Raw genomic sequence first — 16538 nt, 5'->3', positions numbered from 1 at the left:
TCACTCCAAAGATCATGTCTGGATTTTCACCGATCCGATAATTTTTAATTGTCACAATGACCGCTTGCGGTCGGCTCCAGCAAGGCAACGCGCAACCCGACGAAATCATGGGCCACCGGGTGTCGGTCCAAAATCATAGAGTCTGTCGAAGCAATACGATTTGGTGCGCATTGAAGTCACTCATTACCATCGGAAACTTACGGGAAAACCATGAAAATCGCTCGTCGACATGTCCTCGGAGTCGGTGCCGTAGCGGGTCTTACGCTCATGTCAGCAAAAATCGCCGCGGCAACCCCGGAAGATTCCGCCGGCCCGACGTCGGAACCGCAAGACGGCTGGCTCGACGAGGGCGGGCATCGCCATAGGATTGTCTTCGACACGATCAGCGCAAAGGGTCTGGGCATCGGAATGAATTTCGCCACGAACTTCTTCCTAGCGAATCAACAGGGCTATGGAATCGCAGCCGGTGAATTATCGGTGGTAATCGTGATGCGACATGCCTCCACCGCATTCGCCTTCAACGATGCAATGTGGGACAAATACGGAGACTATTTCGTCAGCCACACGGAAGTGTTCGACCCGCACACGCAGGCCCGCCCCCGAATCAATCTGTACCGCGTCCAATCCAATGGAGCGCCCCTCCCCAACGGCAAGGCCACGCTCGTCGAGCTTGCTCAGCTGGGCGCTCGGTTTGCGGTATGCGCCATGGCAGCCGCCAATTTGGCCAAATCGATTGCGGAAGATACCCAAGGAAAGGCCGATTCCGTTCTCAATGAACTAAAAGCCAACCTGATTCCCCAATCCGTCATGGCGCCTGCCGGCATCGTGGCTGTGAACCGTGCTCAGGAACACGGCTACACCTTCTCCTATTGCGGTTGAGCGCAGACCTCGGTTTACTTAAGAGCTCAGTTCAAAAACCCCTGAGGGGAAAGTTAGTCAGTAAGACTCCTATAAGGATGTCCCTGTGCCAGCGGTTCTTGCGGTGCGGAAAAGAGCGACTCGGTAGCATCGACCGGCTGCAGCAGTTCGTCGAGCAAGCCAATCGGCATCCCGGCTGCGTGATCGATTTGTGCATCCATATTCTCAGACTCCTGATTGTTGAAATGATTGATGTCGCCTTTACGAAAGGCTGCGCTGTAAATCTTAAGGATCCGACGCCAACGGCGCTGCTTGCGAACCGCATTGCAAGCAGCTCGGCGGCGACATGAATTGCGCCCCACCGACGTCAGTGCAACACTTTCCCCAAGAAATCGCGTGCGCGCTCCGACCGCGGTGCGTCAAAGAAACAATCCTTGGCGCAGTCCTCCACGATGAGGCCCGCGTCCATAAACAGAATACGATCCGCGACCTTCCGAGCGAAGCCCATTTCGTGCGTCACGCACACCATCGTCATCCCTTCCTGAGCGAGTTCGATCATGACATCCAAAACTTCGTTGATCATCTCCGGATCGAGCGCGGACGTGGGCTCGTCGAAAAGGATGGCCGCCGGATCCATCGATAAGGCCCGCGCGATGGCAACGCGCTGTTGCTGCCCCCCGGACATCTGGCCAGGATATTTGAGCGCATGGGACTTCAATCCCACCCGGTCGAGAAGCGAAAGCGCTTTTACTTCCGCCTCATCGCGGGACCGGCGTAGAACCTTGGTCTGCGCTAGCGTCAAATTTTGAAGTATGTTCATGTGCGGGAACAGCTCGAAGTGCTGGAAGACCATTCCCACACGCGTCCGAAGCGATGACAGGTTCGTCTTCGAATGGCCCACGCTGACACCGTCGACCGTGATCGACCCTTTCTGAAAGCTCTCCAACCCGTTGATGGTCTTGATGAGCGTGGACTTGCCGGAGCCGGACGGCCCGCAGACAACGACCACCTCGCCCTTTTTCACAGCCGTCGTACAGTTGTCCAGTACGCGGAACTGCCCATACCACTTCGAGACTTCGTTGATGTCGATCATCTTCAGCATCCAACTGTTAATGCACCCATACCCTAGCCGCACACTCCGATTTCAATGCCTCGACCGTAAAGCAAGGCGTCCTTCGAGGCGGACCTGAAATGCGCCCAATGCGGAACTCAAGATCCAGTACAGCGCAGCGACAGCGAGATAAAGAGGCAGCGGCTGAAACGTCGCCGCGATGACTTCCTGCGCGGACCGAAGCAACTCCGTCACGGTGATCACCGACACGAGGGACGTGTCTTTGATCAGGCTGATCAGCGTGTTACCCATTGACGGCACCGCAAGACGCAGCGCCTGCGGGCCGACGACATAACGAAGGGTCTGAAAGTAAGTGAGCCCCAGGCTGTGCGACGCGCTCCACTGGCCGCGAGGTATGCCAAGGATCGCCCCGCGCATAGTCTCGGAAAGATATGCCCCCGCATTAAGCGTCAATGTCAGAACGCCCGCCGTGGTCGGCGACAGTGCTAGGCCGATACTGGGAAGTCCGTAGTACATCACGAACATTTGCACGAGTAGAGGCGTGCCGCGCATCACGCTCACATAGGCTTGTGCAATTCGATCCAGCAGCCGATTGCCGCTGATCCGCATGACCGCCGCTAAGGCGCCGACAATGAGACCGAAGACCATCGCGGCAATCGCGAACTTTATGGTCAGTAATGTACCCTTCAACAACGTCGGGCCCGATTGAATCACCAGATCCAATTGCTCCATATCTCCCCCTACGCGCGGCACGGCTTGCCAGTTCAATCGACTATCAGTTCACGGGTCGAGTGACATCCGAACCGAACCACTTTTTCGAGATCGCCGAGAGTGTGCCGTCCTTCTGCATCGACTGCATCGCTTCGCTTACCGAAGCGGAAAACTTCGGGTTTCCTTTCACGTACGGAAAAGCGACCTCTTCCCCAGAGTTCTTCAAAACGCCAGCGCCGCGCACGGGAACGTTTCGCGTCTTGAGAAGATACGGAACGAACAATCGATCGTTCAAGTAAGCGTCGACGCGTCCCGTGGCAAGATCGGCCAACGCTTCCGCCAACCCCGGATAAGTCTTCACGTTGATGCCGGGAACCGAGTGCGCCAGCGTTTCGAAGTTGGATCCGATACCAACTGCAACCGTTTTACCTATCAGTTGGTCGATGCTCTGATAGTCGCCTTTCTCGTCCTTTCTTACCAAAACCTCCGCGGCGGAATAGGCGTAGGCAGGACTGAAATCGAGCGTCTGCTTGCGCTGAGGCGTGGTGTCCACCTCGTTGGCCACAATGTCGAATCGGCCGGCTTGAACGCCGGCAAGCAAACTGGACCATTCCGACGTGTAGAACACCGGCTTGACGCCCAACTTCGCGGCCAACGCGGTAGCGACGTCGACATCGAAACCCACCAACTTTCCATCCGAATCATGGTAGGTGAACGGGGGATAGGTTCCCTCCGTCCCTACCCTGAGCACGCCTTGAGCCTTCACGGCATCCAGCAGGTCGGCCGCACGCGCGCCGAGCGACGAGACCGCCGTGGTAGCGATAAGCGTCGCGAGCAAAACACCCTTCTTCACTTTCATGACGTGGTCCCCTGTGGCTTACGATCGACGCATCACCACGTTTGCAATGTGATGTTCTGAACAACCATCGAGTCTGGCTTGCCAGCCACCCTCCTCAACGGATGACAATCCCACCTCAATCTCTCCGGCGTCGCGCGTATCGGCAAGGCATCACAACCAAACGCACCAATTAACTGCGTAATGTCGGAGAGAATCGAAGTAAACCGTGTGGTTCGACTCGAGTATCGACAGCCATATTTTTCGAGACAATTGAATTTTTTGCGCGTCAGTCATGACGCATTTTCACGAATCCGGCCGCTGTCGGCGCCGTGCGTCGAGTCCTGACCGGTTCTCGTCTCGCCGGGCTTCTTATCCACCTCCGGTGCCACTCGTAGGCGCACGCGGTCCGGACTTCGATCTCAGTTTCGGTCCGACCTGGGGCGAGCCAGGCTCTGACTTTGGGCGCTACGAAAGAAGCCGTTTCGGTTCGGCATCGATACGCCGGGAAGCGACTTCTCGTCCATGACAGCGTTCTCGGAAATGATCCCGTTGCGGGCAAGAATGAACGCTGTGAGCGAATAGGCTTCGTTGCTTGTTAGAGAGCCCGGGGCGGTCAACGGCATCGCGCGGCGAATGTAATCGAACACGCCGGTTGCGTAGGGCCAATAGCTGCCCACCGTCTTGATCGGTACATCATCGACCAGCGTGCCAATGCCCCCTACGAGGCGTGGAAAGGCACCTCTCCCCGACACTGGCACACCCTCGCCCTTCGCGCCATGGCATGCAGCGCACCGCGCTGCAAAAACTGTCGCGCCTTCCGCGGCTGTTCCGTGTCCTATCGGCAGTCCGGTGCCGTCCGGAACGACATCGATATTCCATCCGGCGACCTCCTCGACCGTTGGGCTCCGGCCGAATCCGTGGGCCGGTGTCATATCGGATTGCGCGTATGCAGACCATGAGGCGCTTAAGGCTAGCGCGGCGGCAAGCAACGACGCAGGCGCCGATCGACTATACGCGGACATTGGTCACTCCCCCTTGTCGATCGACGCCCCAACTCTGAATTCCGTTGAGGTGATAAACCGAATTGACGCCCCGGGCTTGAACGAGGCTCTCGATTGTCGGCTGAACGTATCCGGTCTCATCGACACATCGGCTCTGCAGGATGGCAGGTGTCCCATCCCATGCCCAGTCGAGCCTGAATCTCGTCAGGCACTTGGCCAGCACCGGTTCTTGCAGTTGCGCGGCACGCCATGTTCGCCCGCCGTCTGTCGATACGTCGACGCGTCGAACCCGCCCCTCTCCCGACCACGCCAGACCGGAAATCTCGTAGTATCCGGGCCCCTCGAGTTGCATATCGCCGGACGGGAACGTAATCACCGATTTTGCCTGCATCACGAAATTGAACTGCTTTGCCTTCCCGCTTTTCATCAACTCTGTGTAGTACGCGGTTTCCTCGTAGGTTTCGAACGGTGCCGTACTGAATTTCAAGCGTCTGAGCCACTTGATGTTCATATTCCCCTCGTACCCCGGCACCAACAGGCGCAACGGATAGCCTTGGGATGGCCGGAGCATCTCGCCGTTTTGCGCATAGGCGAGCATGGCATCGTCAAACAGCTTGCGTACGGGGATGCTGCGATCCATAGCGGCTGCGTCAGCCCCCTCTGCGAGCGCCCAAGTCGCTTTCGAATCCACCCCGACGTCGTCCAGCACCGTCGACAGGAGCACGCCCGTCCATTCGGAACAACCGAGTAGTCCGTGCGTTTGCTGCACGGTCTTTCCCATCGGCTTGCGCCACTCCGTGGACGTGTTTCCCGAACACTCCACGAAGTGCATCCGCGAAACCGACGGATAGCTAGAGAGCGTCAAGCAGCGCGGCCGGTCAGCGACAACTATTTTGGCCGGTCAACGGGGTAGTTGTCGTTGGGATCAGGTCATATTTAGCGTGCTCCTCCTTCGTAGTTGTCGTTGCGTGATGGTGTAGTTGACGCTCACCGCTACTGCGTAACGTCGCCGTCGTCAGGCGACTGGCCACTAAACGGGTTGGCTGGGTTGTCGTCGTGTAATTGACGCCGCCGCGCGTTCTGTTTATCGCCGGCCTGGCGGCGGCGGTAGCTTGGAACGTTGAGCTCGAAGATCGTCGAGTGATGCACAAGACGGTCGATAGCGGCGACCGTCATGCCGGGGTCAGGGAACACGTCATTCCAGCCCGAGAACGGCTGATTGGCCGTTATTAGAAGACTTTTACGCTCGTACCTCTCGGCAATCAGTTCGAACAGCACGCTGGTCTCGGCTTGGTCCTTGCGAGCGTACGACAGGTCATCGAGGGCGATGAGGTCGAAGCGGTCGAGCTTGGCCAGTGCTGAAGGCAACTGCAAGCTCTGGCGTGCTGCCTGCAGCTTCTGGACGAGTTCGCTGGTGCGCGTGAACAGCACGCGGTATCCGGCATCGATCAGGGCGTGCCCGATGGCCGAACCTAGATGGCTTTTTCCGACCCCCGGTGGCCCGAACAGAAGGACCGTGGCGCCTTTTTCCAGCCATGACTCGCCGGTGGCCAGCGCCGTGACATGGGCCTTCGAGACCATTGGCACGGCGCTGAAGTCGAAGGTGGCGAGCGTCTTGGTCGGGTCCAGATGCGATTCGGTACGATGCCGCTCGATGCGTCGTTTGGCGCGCTCAGCCAGCTCGTGCTCAAGCAGCGCGCCAAGCAGTCGCGTGGCCTGCCAGCCTTCCTTGTCCGAGCGCTCGGCGAACTCGGGCCACAACCTGCCGATCGTTGGCAAGCGCAGCTCGTTGAGCATCAGGGCCAGGCGGCCACCATCATGGGCGGGCGCGTTCATGCTGCCACCTCCTCGAGCAGTTCGTCATAGACGGCGACGGGCGGCATCTGAACCTCCACTTCAGGGCACGAGGCCTCACGGGGTGCGTACCGCTCACGCAGCGCCTTGAGATCGGGCAGCTTGCCGGCTTCCAGCAACACCTCAAGCTCTCCGGCCAGTACGGCCTCCACGCCGTGAAGGCCTGCGAGTTCAAGCAGGCCAACCATCGTCTTGCATGCTTCGCGTTGCGACAGGCGGGCATCGAGTTGTTCCCACGTCCGGCGGTACGCCTCACGCGGGAACAGTGCGTCACGAAACGCGAGCCCCTTGAATGCCTGCGGTTTGCGCTTCAGGGAGCCAATGAAGTGGCGGTAATCAAGCGCGTGACGGTTGTCGTTTGCACGGGAACCCCGTGCGGTGCTGTGCACCAGCACGCCGGACAGGTAACAGTCGAGCCGGTCGCCGTAGACTCGCACCTTCAGCCGGTGACCAATCAGGCGCGACGGCGCACTGTAGAGGATGCCGCGCACCGTGAACGTGCTGCAGCGGGTCACAGGCGCTTCTTCCTCGACGAAGTCGGTGGTACGGTACTCCGGCAGATCCTGAAGCTGCTGGCGCTCGATACGGAACGCGGCGGCGTTGCGCCGGTTTCGACGCATCACCTGCTCGCGGATGAATTCATCGTAGGCAGCACGATCAGCGAAATCGCGATGGCCACGCAGCATCAAGGCCTGACCGACCGCGTCCTTCAGATACCGGTGCGAGGATTCGACACTCCCGTTCTCGTGACCCAGACCGCGATTGTTGCGCGTGCCCTGCATGTCGTAATGCTCGAGCAGCGCCTTGTAACGGGTCGTGAAGTCTTCCTTCTCGCTCAGGTTCTTGAAGGCGGCTGACAGGCTATCGGTGCGATGCTCACGCGGGCAACCTCCCGCCTGCCATAGAGCGTTCTGTAACCCGTTGGCGAGAGCTTCAAAGCTCTCGCCACCCTCAACCACGCAGGCATATTCCCAGCGCGAGAATGCCAGCACGAAGTGATACAGCCGGTGCTCGAACGGAGCGCCGCCAATCGTCACGCACAGCTTGCTCATATCGGTGAAGTCAGACAGCCCGCGCACGCCGGGTTGATGCTCCTGAGGGAAGAAGATCTCCTGGCTGGGACCTTCGAGCGCCCGCCATTGAGAAATGCGTCGTTCCAGCGTGCGACGCATGCTGTCGGAATAGCAGCCCGGGTGATCATCCTGCAGCTTGCGTAGGATCGTGATGCCCATCAGATGGGGAGCGTTGCGCAGTAAGGGCACAACTTCGCTGTCCCAGACATCGGCGAACGGATCGGGACGGGTGCGCCAGGAGCGCCGGGGCTTCTGGGACGGCAACGTCGCGTCTCGCTCTATGCGGCGTGCGCTGCGCACGCTTATTCCTGCCTTGGCGGCCGCAACTTCCTGCGAATGGTGTTTGCGCTTGTTCATGTAGAGGCGAACCTGTTGGTCGGTGATGCGGGTTCCAGACATGTACTGACCGCTTCTTCTTTAAGAATCGATCAGCCATCCTATTGCCCCGCCGACGCGGCGCCGCCGGTGGTTCGTCGTCTCCGGCGGCTACGCCGCCTCCGACTCCTCACCACCGGCCAAAACAAACGTCAACGACCGGCCAAGCTAATTGTCGCCGCCCAGATAGCGCAAGAGATCGTCCATCGTCAGCAGCAACGGCCTTTTGACCATGCCTTCGATCAGCAACCGATGCTGCGATGGGTCGATATCGGGCACGCCCCCGTGATTGCGCTCAAAATGCAATCCGCTGGGTGTAACGATCCCGTGCAGGTACTGTAGAGGTGTGAAGTTCCACGACGCGAAATCGATTGCCGTCCTCGTGGTCGGGATACGCACGACGTCCTTTTCATACACGGAGGGCGTGCCGTACCCGGTCAACGCTCGCCCCGGCGCCATCATCCATGCGGGGCGGTTCGGCGGAAGATCCGCTGCGTTCGGCGGATTCTTCTTCCAACCCGCAGCATGCCTGATCGGCTCGGCTCGGGGCTCCGCGCGTGCCACGCCACCAGTCAACACCGCACCGGCACCTAACGTAGCCGATGCCATATTTTTCAATGCCTGCCGCCTACTCACCTTCCTCGACGAATCCGTCATTGCCATTTCCTCATGGATTGGCCGGCCGGCTCGACTTGCACAGCGCAATCCGGCGAGCGATGCGCATCAAGTTAGCGTGTCTCCGTGCGACTGTCTGTCGACTATTCGACATTGTGTACATACCAACGGCCATGCCGACGAGCCGGCAGGACTTCGAAAAGACGGCAGCGGGCCACCTGCCCCGCTCATCTCGTTTCGACTTCGAACGGCGGAACGTCGATCGCTTCTTGAAGCCCCCTCTCCCAAGGGGGGACCTCGCCGATGTTTTCAACAAGGAAGTCGATGAAGCTACGCACCAACGCGTTCGAGTATTTCGAGCGGTAGTACATGGCGTATAGCGTGTGCATAGTCGCCGACCGGTACTCCGGCACGACGATACGCAATGCGCCCCGAGCAATATCGGATGCCACGAGATAGGTCGGCAGACAGGCTACGCCATGCCCCTGTAGCGCAGCTTCATACAACGCCAGGCTAGAGTTGGAATCGAGCACAGTCTTCACAGCAACATGCTGCGATTCGTGCTTTCCGAGGAAAGACCATGCACCGTTGGTAGTGATGCCCGGATAGGCCAAGCATCGGTGTCTCGCGAGATCGGCGGGTGTGCGAATCGGCTCGTTCGAATCAAGATAGTCCGGTGCCGCACAGTACATCCACTGTATTGTCGCTAGCTTCCTGGCCGCGTAGTTCGAGTCCGTCCTGCTGGTGATACGGATGGCCAAGTCAAAGTTTTCCTCGACCAAATTGGTCAGTCGGTCGTCCAGCGTGATCGATGCGCTTACCGCCGCCTGCCCGCTCAAATATCGCCCCAAGATCGGCGTGAGCTGCTTGGACCCAAACGCGATAGAACAGGTCAATCGCAGGTTTCCTTGCAGCGTCTTGAATTGACGGGCTGCGTCGAGCGTGCTTTCGAGATCGGCGAGGATATCGTTCGCCCGTTCGAATATGATTCGGCCGCTGTCCGTCAGCGTCAAGCTGCGAGTCGTGCGCTTCACGAGAAGCACGCCCAACCTATCTTCAAGCTGTGCCAAGCTCTTGCTGACTGCCGAAGGCGACAGATTCAATTCCCGAGCTGCGGCGGACAGGCTTCCCAGCTCCGCAATCCGAACAAAGATGGTGATCTGTGTCAGTGACGCAAAATTCTTCATAACGCAACCAAACCGGTGTTCAACAAAATGACAGCCCATTGGTAGAGTTTTGATTGCGCCACGCCGAGCGGGGCATCACACTGTCTCGCTCTGTCGTGAGACGAACTAGCAAGCGTGCGTTCGATTGTAGTCGCGGCTCCAGCGCGGCACACGGCACATTTTCTATCGATCACGACAAGAAAAACTTCAAGTGGCGGCAGCTCATTCCGACACCCGAAGAAATGTGAAGCCTCCCCGCAGAGTTTTTCTTTTCATCCGCCATACTAAATCTCGTTTGCCGGGGCGCGTAAATCGGCGAAGAATTCACATTCCGCCGCAATGCAGCGGCACGGACGAGACCGACAGCCGGCCTCGTATCGGGACGTTTTTTCCGTGCACCGACGCTGCCGGTATCGAGTGACCGATTCATCGCACTGCGATGGCGGAACACCCAGGTCACACATTGCGTAACCAAGACAGGAGCAACGAAATGGTCTATCTGCAGATTACTCTCAAGATCGCTAGCGCCAACCGAGCTGCCGCCGCGGGGGTGTACGAGAAATACAAGGCGCCGTTCCTCAATACCATCGCCGGTGCAAAGTCGAAGGAGCTACTGGTTCGCGACGAGGATGTGCAGGTGCTGCACGGTTTTGATAGCGAAGCGAACGCGAACGCCTACCTGCAAAGCGAGTTGTTCACTGCGGACGTCGTCGGCGGACTTAAGCCCCTGCTGGACGCGGCACCGGACGTGCGCATCTACCGAGTGGCCTGATCTCACATGGCTAGGTGCCACGCCGGCGCCTCGCCATTCAACATTTTTTGAGAGGATATCAACATGATGCATGACTGGAACGAATACCGTGCCTCTTTACTGGCACGCGTCGGTGACTACGCCGAACTCAGCCCGGAAGTGATGAAGGGCCTGCATATGATCGAAAGTTCGCCCGCAAAGAACGGCACGCTGGGCCCCAAGATTCACGAACTGATCTCGCTGGCCGTGGCCGTCACCACGCGCTGCGACGGCTGCATCTCGGTGCATACGAAGAAGGCAGTCGAACAGGGCGCGACGCGCGAGGAAATCGCAGAGGCACTGAGCGTGGCCATCGCGATGAATGCCGGGCCCGCTCTCGTCTATACGGCGCGAGTACTCGAGGCGCACGCGCAACTGCCCAATTCGAATACCTAAATCACCGTTGGACGCGGTCGGCTGCCGATGGCGGTCAAGCCGGCCGCTTACGATCGGTGTGCGATTAGACATCCATGCTCGTAAATGCAGATTTTTCGCGCCCAGTCGTCGTTACACCAGACCGGTACGACTGGGTTACCTCCCCGCAGAACGGCGTTGAACGCGTGATGCTTGATCGAGTTGGCGAGGAGCAGGCCCGTGCCACCAGCATTGTTCGGTATGCCGCCGGCTCGCACTTTCCTGACCACGCCCACCCTCGAGGGGAGGAAATCTTCGTACTGTCGGGCACGTTCTCAGAGAGCGATGATCATTATCAGGCCGGCTGGTATATACGCAACCCGCCGGGGTCCGCCCACCAGCCGTCCAGCGCCGAAGGTGCGATCATTTTCGTCAAGCTTCGGCAAATGCACCCCACCGACAGCCAACGTGTGCGCATCGATACCCGCGATCCCGCGGTTTGGCGGCGTCAAGGTCACCGCGAAGTCTGCCCACTATTCTTGTCCGACACCGAACGAGTTTGCCTACAACGTATCTCGCCAGGCGAAGCCTTGCTCGAAGGCCGCATAGGCGGCGCTGAATTGCTGGTACTCGCCGGCAATGTTGTGATCGAGGAGCGGCGGTCCTGCGAGCGGGGCAGTTGGATTCGTCTACCTCAGGGTGAATCCCTCAAGATCGTTGCCGGCCCACGGGGTGCGACCTGCTACCTAAAGACGGGTCACTTGCTCGATCCGCAAGCGGAGACATCGGCATGAAAACCGCGCGTATTGCCATCATCGGTGGGGGCCTAAGCGGACTGTACGCCGCCCTGCTTCTCGAACAACAAGGCATCCGCGACTACGTATTGTTCGAAGCCCGCCCCACGTTTGGCGGACGCATCCTTTCCGTGTTCCCCGTTGGAATGGATCAAACAGCCCGAGATACATCCGATGCGTTCGATCGGTTTGACCTGGGGCCAACGTGGTTCTGGCCGGAGATGCAGCCTCAGCTCGATCGTCTCGTCGACGGTCTAGCTCTCGAGCGGTTCGAGCAGCATGACGCCGGCGGCATGATAATCGAGCGATCGCCGCACGAGGCGCCGTTGCGCATCGATTCGAGCTACGCTGCATCGCCGCCATCGATGCGACTCGTGGGTGGCATGAACTCGCTGGTCGCGACGCTACGAGAAAAGCTGTCACAGGACCGCCTCGCCGTAGGACACAGAGTCAAGTGCGTACGTCATGCCGGTGAGCACATCGAACTCGACGTCGAAGATCCAGACAAACGGCTTATCCCTTACCGCGTGCAATTCGCGTTGCTCGCGGTCCCGCCACGGTTAGCGACTGCGACGATCGACTTTACGCCTGCATTGCCGGACTCAATTTCGCGCGCTTGGCGTGATACAGGCACTTGGATGGCCTCGCACGCCAAATACGTCGCTGTCTATGAAAAGGCATTTTGGCGGGATCGGGGACTTTCCGGCGAAGCCCGGAGTGCCGTGGGGCCGCTCGCCGAAATCCACGACGCCTCAATGCCAGGCGGCAGTGCCGCCCTATTCGGATTTTTTGGCATTCCCGCCCGCACACGCAAGCTTGTGCCGGAACAAAAATTACTGCTGCACTGCCGAGCACAGCTCAAGCGAATGTTCGGCGTGGAAGCTGGGCAGCCCAAAGCAGAGTTACTCAAGGACTGGGCCACCGATCCATTAACCGCGACAGCAGCCGATTTCGACGCTGCGGGCGGACACTGCGCAGTACCGAAGGCGACGGTGGCCTCAGGTCCATGGCATGGGCGACTGGCCGGGATCGCCAGCGAGTGGTCTGCGCGTTTTCCGGGCTATGTTGCAGGCGCCATCGATGCAGCAACCACCGGTGTACGCGAGGCAATCCGCGCGGCGCCGCAACCAAGAATTGTCTAACCCTTACTCTTTGCGATACGGACATGAAAAGCACATATCGAGCAATGCAGTTGAGCCGGCCCGGATTCCTTGAGCTGGTCGAGCGGCCGACACCCACGCCGGGAGTAGATGAAGTGTTAATCGAAGTGGAGGCATGCGGCATTTGCGGCGCCGACATTGGGCAAATCGATAGAGCTGACCCCACATCGCAGCCACGCGTGCCCGGACACGAAGTGATCGGGCGCATTGCGGCGATCGGGACCGCAGTGCCCGCGATTTGGAAGGTGGGACAGCGCGTCGGCGTTGGCCGCCTCGGCGGCCACTGCAACGAATGCGATCAGTGTCGCCGCGGAGAATTTCAGCTATGCCGCAATCAGCCGGTTGTAGGCGTCACGTGTGACGGCGGCTACGCCGAGGCGATGACCGCTCGCAGCACCGCGTTGGTTTCGATTCCCGACGAACTCGACTCAGAGGAAGCGGCACCCATCCTGTGCGCCGGCCTCGCAACCTTCAATGCACTCAAAAAATCAGGGGCTGAGCCTGGCGGCGATCTAGTGGCCATACTTGGCATCGGTGGGCTTGGACACATGGCGTTGCAATTTGCGCGGAAAATGGGCTTCAAGGTGGTGGCCATCGGCCGCGGCCGCGACATTGTCGACGATGCCTTGGCACTGGGGGCTCACCTCTACATCGACACGCATGAGGAAGACGTCGTGGCCAAACTGAAGGAGATGGGCGGCGCGCAAGCCATCGTAACCACGATCAGTCACGCGGCCACCGTTTCCGCTTGCATTGGGGGCCTCGCACCTCAGGGCCGATTGATCGTGCTGGGTGTGGGCAAAGATCCATTGCCTATCCCAAGCGGACAGCTCGTCTCCGGAGAAAAGAGCGTCGTCGGATCGATGACCGGTACGCCTTACGAGAACGAAAAGGCTATGAATTTCAGCGCGCTGACCGACATCCGGCCGATGATCGAAACAATGCCCCTGGAAAACGCGCTCGCCGCCTATGAGCAAGTAAAGAGCGGTGATGTCAAGTTCCGGATGGTATTAGTCATGCGAAAGAACTAACGCATGTTAGCGGCATCGCCCACGATTCACCGTATCGGCCGCTGGGCCAACGTATGGCCCTGTGGTCGCCGAAGGACGCCGATGCGACTTGGCTTCGCAACGCGCATCAGCCCGGGCAAATTAAACAAATCCATGTCACACCTCCATTCCCCTGCCCCGACCGCCATGGCATCGTCGTCTCCTTACATTCACGCGAAAAGCAATATCGCAAGGCTCACCGTCGCCCAGGCGTTCGCCGGCGCGAACTCGGCGATCATCTATTCGACTGGAGCGATCGTCGGGAACGAGCTTGCCCCAAGCCACGCGCTAGCGACGCTGCCTATCTCTATCTTCGTGGTGGGGATGGCGGCTTGCTCACTACCCTGCGGTGCCATCGCGCAACGCTACGGCCGCCGAACAGCCTTTCTTGTCGGCACGGGATGCGGTGTCCTTGCTGGACTGCTTGCTGCCCTAGCCGTTGTCCTGACTTCCTTCTGGCTGTTTAACGCAGCAACGTTTCTCGCTGGTGCCTATGCCGCGGTAGTGCTGTCCTTCCGCTTCGCAGCCGCGGATTGCGTCGAGGCGGAGCGACGTCCGCGTGCGCTATCCTTTGTCATGGCGGGTGGCATCTTTGCCGGAGTAATAGGGCCGCAACTCGTCACCTACACAATGAACATATGGGCGTTCCATATGTTTGCGGTGACTTTCTTGGCGCAGGCCGCAGTGGCCGCCATATCAGCACTCATCCTGGTCGGTGTACGTCTCCCCAAGCCCTCAGCGGCCGCGGCGGCGGGAGGTCGCCCGATCGGCATCATCGCCCGCCAGCCCAAATTCATAACCGCAGTTGTCTGCGCAACTGTCTCATACCTGCTGATGAACTTCCTGATGACGGCAGCGCCGCTGGCGATGCAGATGTGCGGCTTACCGCAAACGTCGTCCAACCTTGGGATTCAATGGCACATCATTGCAATGTATGGTCCCAGCTTCTTTACCGGACGTTTGATCACGCGTTTCGGAGCGCAAAGAGTCGTTATGACGGGTCTCACGCTCATCGCACTTTCAGCCGCCGTCGGATTGACCGGTGTGGACGTAGCGCATTTCTGGCTGACGCTGATTCTGCTCGGAGTGGGTTGGAACTTCGGCTTCGTGGGCGCGTCGGCCCTCGTACTCGAATGCCACAAACCAGAGGAAAAGGCCCGGGTGCAGTCACTTAACGACTTCATCGTCTTCGGTACGATGACCTTTGGCTCGCTGCTGTCCGGTGGACTTCTAACCTCGTATGGCTGGAATACGGTGCTGTCGTTGTCCTTCATTCCCCTTGCCTTGGCGGTCCTGGCTTTGATCGTATCGGCAACCGCAAGCCGGCGTGGCATCGCGAATTGATCCGGTTTGCGAGAAAGGCGGTAACGGGTCAATGAGCCGCTTCCGCCTCCTGGATCAACCATTCGCGAAATGCAACAAGCTTCGGCAGCGACGCGCATTCTCCGCGGTAAACGATGTAGTAAGCCAGCTCAGATGTCCATTTCACTTTGGGAAACAATTGGACGAGCCGGCCGGCAGCCAGATCATCGCGGGCCATGACGCTGCGCGCCAGCGCTACGCCGTGGCCGTCCACTGCAGCTTGTAACACAGCAGCTGAATTGTTGATCCGCATGCCGCGCCTGGCATCGACATTCTCTGCACCAGCCCGCTGGAGCCAATCGTCCCATGATGCAAAACCCAAGTGTGCGTCGACGGACAAATCGTGTATCAGGGCTTTACCGGACAAATCGTTGGGGGTTCTGAGCTTTCCGTTCTTGGCAAGCCATGTGGGCGAGCAAACTGCTGAGATTTCTTCGTCCATCAACTTTTCCGCCACGAGGCCAGGCCATGACCCCCGACCGTACCGCACACCGATATCGACGCCTTGAGCGGTGAAGTCGACGAGCTTCAGATTGGTATCCAACCGTACATCGGTCTCGGGCCACATCTCCTGAAACCGCTCGATCCTCGGCAGCAGCCACTTTGCTGCGAACGCTGGGCTAACCGCGACCGTAAGAACGCCGCTTCTAGAGCCCTCCCGTAGGCGACTCAATCCGAGAGCAATCCGGTCGAACCCCGCACGCAGATCTGGCAGCGCGCGCTCGGCCGAGTCGGTTGGAATGAGGCGGGAACGCCCACTCGTTCCTCGATGAAACAACGGAGTGCCGAGCCACTCCTCCAGCGAGCGAACCAGTTGGCCCACTGCGGCAGGCGTCACATTCAGCTCCGCTGCCGCAGACGAGAAACTTTGGTGGCGCGCGCTCGCTTCAAACGCACGAAGCGCATTAAGATGTACAGGACCTTTCATGCAAAGATAAACTTCGTCAGTAGTTCAGGGCTACGCGGCCAGGGGACAATGTCAAAAACGGAATCTCTCGACGTTTTGGCATAGGGCCGATGCCGGTGCTGTCACATATTGAGGCACGACGTGCGTAAAGGCACTACCCAACACCTGCCTTACGCCGCCGGTTCCGGTGCCGATCTCGAAGTCAACGGGATCAGCGAGGGTTCCTTGTTCTCCCCCCACAGAAAGTTTTTCTGTCAACTCGAAACACTTTATCTCATTTGCCCACAAAAGCAAATTGGCGAAGAATTGCCCCTGGGCCGAAGATAGTAAGACTTGCTCCTCGGGCGGCCATTGGTGTGCCCAGGATGTAGTTTTCCTTTTAGTCGTTACTGGCTTCGATGGCGTCCCTGCCACAGCAAGAAAATCGGTTGCGATCGTCCCCATGTGGCGTCGAGCTGCGATATCGACGCAGTTGTCCTCCGCCTTCTTGCATCTGTGAGCTGGACCCTGTTCATTCAACGGAAACAAATGCCTGCCGAGCGGCGGGCGGAGGGATTTT

At 59.1% G+C, this 16538-nt stretch carries 18 protein-coding genes and 1 pseudogene; 7 read left to right on the top strand and 12 right to left on the bottom strand.

Annotation, left to right across the window (positions count from 1 at the left end):
* The first annotated feature begins 210 nt into the window (after positions 1-210).
* Positions 211-879: a hypothetical protein gene (locus AABE10_RS11245; RefSeq protein WP_342933329.1), complete on the top strand. Its 669-nt coding sequence runs from the start codon at positions 211-213 to the stop codon at positions 877-879.
* A gap of 53 nt (positions 880-932) precedes the next feature.
* Here the strand turns inward: AABE10_RS11245 and AABE10_RS11240 are convergent, their stop codons facing one another.
* The 10 genes and pseudogenes from AABE10_RS11240 to AABE10_RS11195 all read right to left on the bottom strand — a co-directional run bounded on the left by AABE10_RS11240 (position 933) and on the right by AABE10_RS11195 (position 9584).
* Positions 933-1079 carry a hypothetical protein gene (locus tag AABE10_RS11240; RefSeq protein WP_342933328.1) on the bottom strand — a complete coding sequence of 49 codons (147 nt, stop codon included), beginning with the start codon at positions 1077-1079 and terminating at the stop codon, positions 933-935.
* Positions 1080-1225: 146 nt separating this feature from the next.
* Positions 1226-1951 (bottom strand): amino acid ABC transporter ATP-binding protein, encoded by a 726-nt coding sequence (locus AABE10_RS11235; RefSeq protein ID WP_342933327.1) that lies wholly within the window; start codon positions 1949-1951, stop codon positions 1226-1228.
* A 51-nt stretch (positions 1952-2002) separates the two neighbouring features.
* Entirely contained in the window at positions 2003-2662 is a 660-nt protein-coding gene (locus AABE10_RS11230; RefSeq protein ID WP_342933837.1) for an amino acid ABC transporter permease, read from the bottom strand.
* A 43-nt stretch (positions 2663-2705) separates the two neighbouring features.
* Positions 2706-3500, bottom strand: coding sequence for a transporter substrate-binding domain-containing protein (locus tag AABE10_RS11225; RefSeq protein ID WP_342933326.1), 795 nt, complete (start codon positions 3498-3500; stop codon positions 2706-2708).
* A 398-nt stretch (positions 3501-3898) separates the two neighbouring features.
* Positions 3899-4411, bottom strand: coding sequence for a c-type cytochrome (locus tag AABE10_RS11220; protein WP_342933325.1), 513 nt, complete (start codon positions 4409-4411; stop codon positions 3899-3901).
* A 76-nt stretch (positions 4412-4487) separates the two neighbouring features.
* Positions 4488-5357: pseudogene (soxC, locus tag AABE10_RS11215) on the bottom strand (sulfite dehydrogenase); the annotation flags it as partial.
* A gap of 116 nt (positions 5358-5473) precedes the next feature.
* The gene (istB, locus tag AABE10_RS11210; protein WP_342933324.1) at positions 5474-6316 is read right to left on the bottom strand and encodes an IS21-like element helper ATPase IstB; all 843 of its coding nucleotides are present in this window, start codon (positions 6314-6316) and stop codon (positions 5474-5476) included.
* Positions 6313-7806, bottom strand: coding sequence for an IS21 family transposase (istA, locus tag AABE10_RS11205; RefSeq protein WP_342933323.1), 1494 nt, complete (start codon positions 7804-7806; stop codon positions 6313-6315). The genes istB and istA overlap by 4 nt, the downstream gene beginning before the upstream one ends.
* Positions 7807-7950: 144 nt before the next feature.
* The gene (locus AABE10_RS11200; RefSeq protein ID WP_342933322.1) at positions 7951-8439 is read right to left on the bottom strand and encodes a hypothetical protein; all 489 of its coding nucleotides are present in this window, start codon (positions 8437-8439) and stop codon (positions 7951-7953) included.
* Positions 8440-8624: 185 nt separating this feature from the next.
* Positions 8625-9584, bottom strand: a complete 960-nt coding sequence (locus AABE10_RS11195; protein ID WP_342933321.1) for a LysR family transcriptional regulator — start codon at positions 9582-9584, stop codon at positions 8625-8627.
* A gap of 469 nt (positions 9585-10053) precedes the next feature.
* Between AABE10_RS11195 and AABE10_RS11190 the strand changes: the two genes are divergently transcribed.
* The 6 genes from AABE10_RS11190 to AABE10_RS11165 all read left to right on the top strand — a co-directional run bounded on the left by AABE10_RS11190 (position 10054) and on the right by AABE10_RS11165 (position 15054).
* Positions 10054-10335 (top strand): hypothetical protein, encoded by a 282-nt coding sequence (locus AABE10_RS11190; protein WP_342933320.1) that lies wholly within the window; start codon positions 10054-10056, stop codon positions 10333-10335.
* A gap of 63 nt (positions 10336-10398) precedes the next feature.
* A complete protein-coding gene (locus tag AABE10_RS11185) occupies positions 10399-10749 on the top strand; it encodes a carboxymuconolactone decarboxylase family protein (protein ID WP_342933319.1) in 351 nt (116 codons plus the stop codon).
* Between the two features lie 74 nt (positions 10750-10823).
* A complete protein-coding gene (locus AABE10_RS11180) occupies positions 10824-11501 on the top strand; it encodes a cupin domain-containing protein (protein WP_342933318.1) in 678 nt (225 codons plus the stop codon).
* Positions 11498-12643, top strand: coding sequence for a flavin monoamine oxidase family protein (locus tag AABE10_RS11175; RefSeq protein WP_342933317.1), 1146 nt, complete (start codon positions 11498-11500; stop codon positions 12641-12643). Before AABE10_RS11180 ends, AABE10_RS11175 begins: the two co-directional genes overlap by 4 nt.
* Before the next feature lie 23 nt (positions 12644-12666).
* The gene (locus AABE10_RS11170; protein WP_342933316.1) at positions 12667-13692 is read left to right on the top strand and encodes an alcohol dehydrogenase; all 1026 of its coding nucleotides are present in this window, start codon (positions 12667-12669) and stop codon (positions 13690-13692) included.
* A 165-nt stretch (positions 13693-13857) separates the two neighbouring features.
* Positions 13858-15054 (top strand): MFS transporter, encoded by a 1197-nt coding sequence (locus AABE10_RS11165; protein WP_342933836.1) that lies wholly within the window; start codon positions 13858-13860, stop codon positions 15052-15054.
* 28 nt (positions 15055-15082) lie between these two features.
* Here AABE10_RS11165 and gcvA read toward each other — a convergent pair whose 3' ends face one another.
* Both gcvA and AABE10_RS11155 read right to left on the bottom strand, forming a co-directional pair.
* Positions 15083-16000 carry a transcriptional regulator GcvA gene (gcvA, locus tag AABE10_RS11160; RefSeq protein WP_342933315.1) on the bottom strand — a complete coding sequence of 306 codons (918 nt, stop codon included), beginning with the start codon at positions 15998-16000 and terminating at the stop codon, positions 15083-15085.
* Between the two features lie 51 nt (positions 16001-16051).
* On the bottom strand, positions 16052-16423 hold the full coding sequence (locus AABE10_RS11155) for a hypothetical protein (protein WP_342933314.1): 372 nt from the start codon (positions 16421-16423) through the stop codon (positions 16052-16054).
* Positions 16424-16538 lie beyond the last annotated feature (115 nt).

This window comes from Paraburkholderia diazotrophica, from assembly GCF_038900755.1.
Classification (GTDB): domain Bacteria; phylum Pseudomonadota; class Gammaproteobacteria; order Burkholderiales; family Burkholderiaceae; genus Paraburkholderia; species Paraburkholderia diazotrophica_A.
This window is presented reverse-complemented; position numbering and strand designations above follow the sequence as displayed.

What these genes read in the sequence shown, in the direction of transcription:
- AABE10_RS11245 (WP_342933329.1), top strand. Translation starts at nt 211, where the DNA reads ATGAAAATCGCTCGTCGACATGTCCTCGGAGTCGGTGCCGTAGCGGGT.
- AABE10_RS11240 (WP_342933328.1), bottom strand. Translation starts at nt 1,079, where the DNA reads ATGGATGCACAAATCGATCACGCAGCCGGGATGCCGATTGGCTTGCTC.
- AABE10_RS11235 (WP_342933327.1), bottom strand. Translation starts at nt 1,951, where the DNA reads ATGATCGACATCAACGAAGTCTCGAAGTGGTATGGGCAGTTCCGCGTA.
- AABE10_RS11230 (WP_342933837.1), bottom strand. Translation starts at nt 2,662, where the DNA reads ATGGAGCAATTGGATCTGGTGATTCAATCGGGCCCGACGTTGTTGAAG.
- AABE10_RS11225 (WP_342933326.1), bottom strand. Translation starts at nt 3,500, where the DNA reads ATGAAAGTGAAGAAGGGTGTTTTGCTCGCGACGCTTATCGCTACCACG.
- AABE10_RS11220 (WP_342933325.1), bottom strand. Translation starts at nt 4,411, where the DNA reads ATGACACCGGCCCACGGATTCGGCCGGAGCCCAACGGTCGAGGAGGTC.
- istB (WP_342933324.1), bottom strand. Translation starts at nt 6,316, where the DNA reads ATGAACGCGCCCGCCCATGATGGTGGCCGCCTGGCCCTGATGCTCAAC.
- istA (WP_342933323.1), bottom strand. Translation starts at nt 7,806, where the DNA reads ATGTCTGGAACCCGCATCACCGACCAACAGGTTCGCCTCTACATGAAC.
- AABE10_RS11200 (WP_342933322.1), bottom strand. Translation starts at nt 8,439, where the DNA reads ATGACGGATTCGTCGAGGAAGGTGAGTAGGCGGCAGGCATTGAAAAAT.
- AABE10_RS11195 (WP_342933321.1), bottom strand. Translation starts at nt 9,584, where the DNA reads ATGAAGAATTTTGCGTCACTGACACAGATCACCATCTTTGTTCGGATT.
- AABE10_RS11190 (WP_342933320.1), top strand. Translation starts at nt 10,054, where the DNA reads ATGGTCTATCTGCAGATTACTCTCAAGATCGCTAGCGCCAACCGAGCT.
- AABE10_RS11185 (WP_342933319.1), top strand. Translation starts at nt 10,399, where the DNA reads ATGATGCATGACTGGAACGAATACCGTGCCTCTTTACTGGCACGCGTC.
- AABE10_RS11180 (WP_342933318.1), top strand. Translation starts at nt 10,824, where the DNA reads ATGCTCGTAAATGCAGATTTTTCGCGCCCAGTCGTCGTTACACCAGAC.
- AABE10_RS11175 (WP_342933317.1), top strand. Translation starts at nt 11,498, where the DNA reads ATGAAAACCGCGCGTATTGCCATCATCGGTGGGGGCCTAAGCGGACTG.
- AABE10_RS11170 (WP_342933316.1), top strand. Translation starts at nt 12,667, where the DNA reads ATGAAAAGCACATATCGAGCAATGCAGTTGAGCCGGCCCGGATTCCTT.
- AABE10_RS11165 (WP_342933836.1), top strand. Translation starts at nt 13,858, where the DNA reads ATGGCATCGTCGTCTCCTTACATTCACGCGAAAAGCAATATCGCAAGG.
- gcvA (WP_342933315.1), bottom strand. Translation starts at nt 16,000, where the DNA reads ATGAAAGGTCCTGTACATCTTAATGCGCTTCGTGCGTTTGAAGCGAGC.
- AABE10_RS11155 (WP_342933314.1), bottom strand. Translation starts at nt 16,423, where the DNA reads ATGGGGACGATCGCAACCGATTTTCTTGCTGTGGCAGGGACGCCATCG.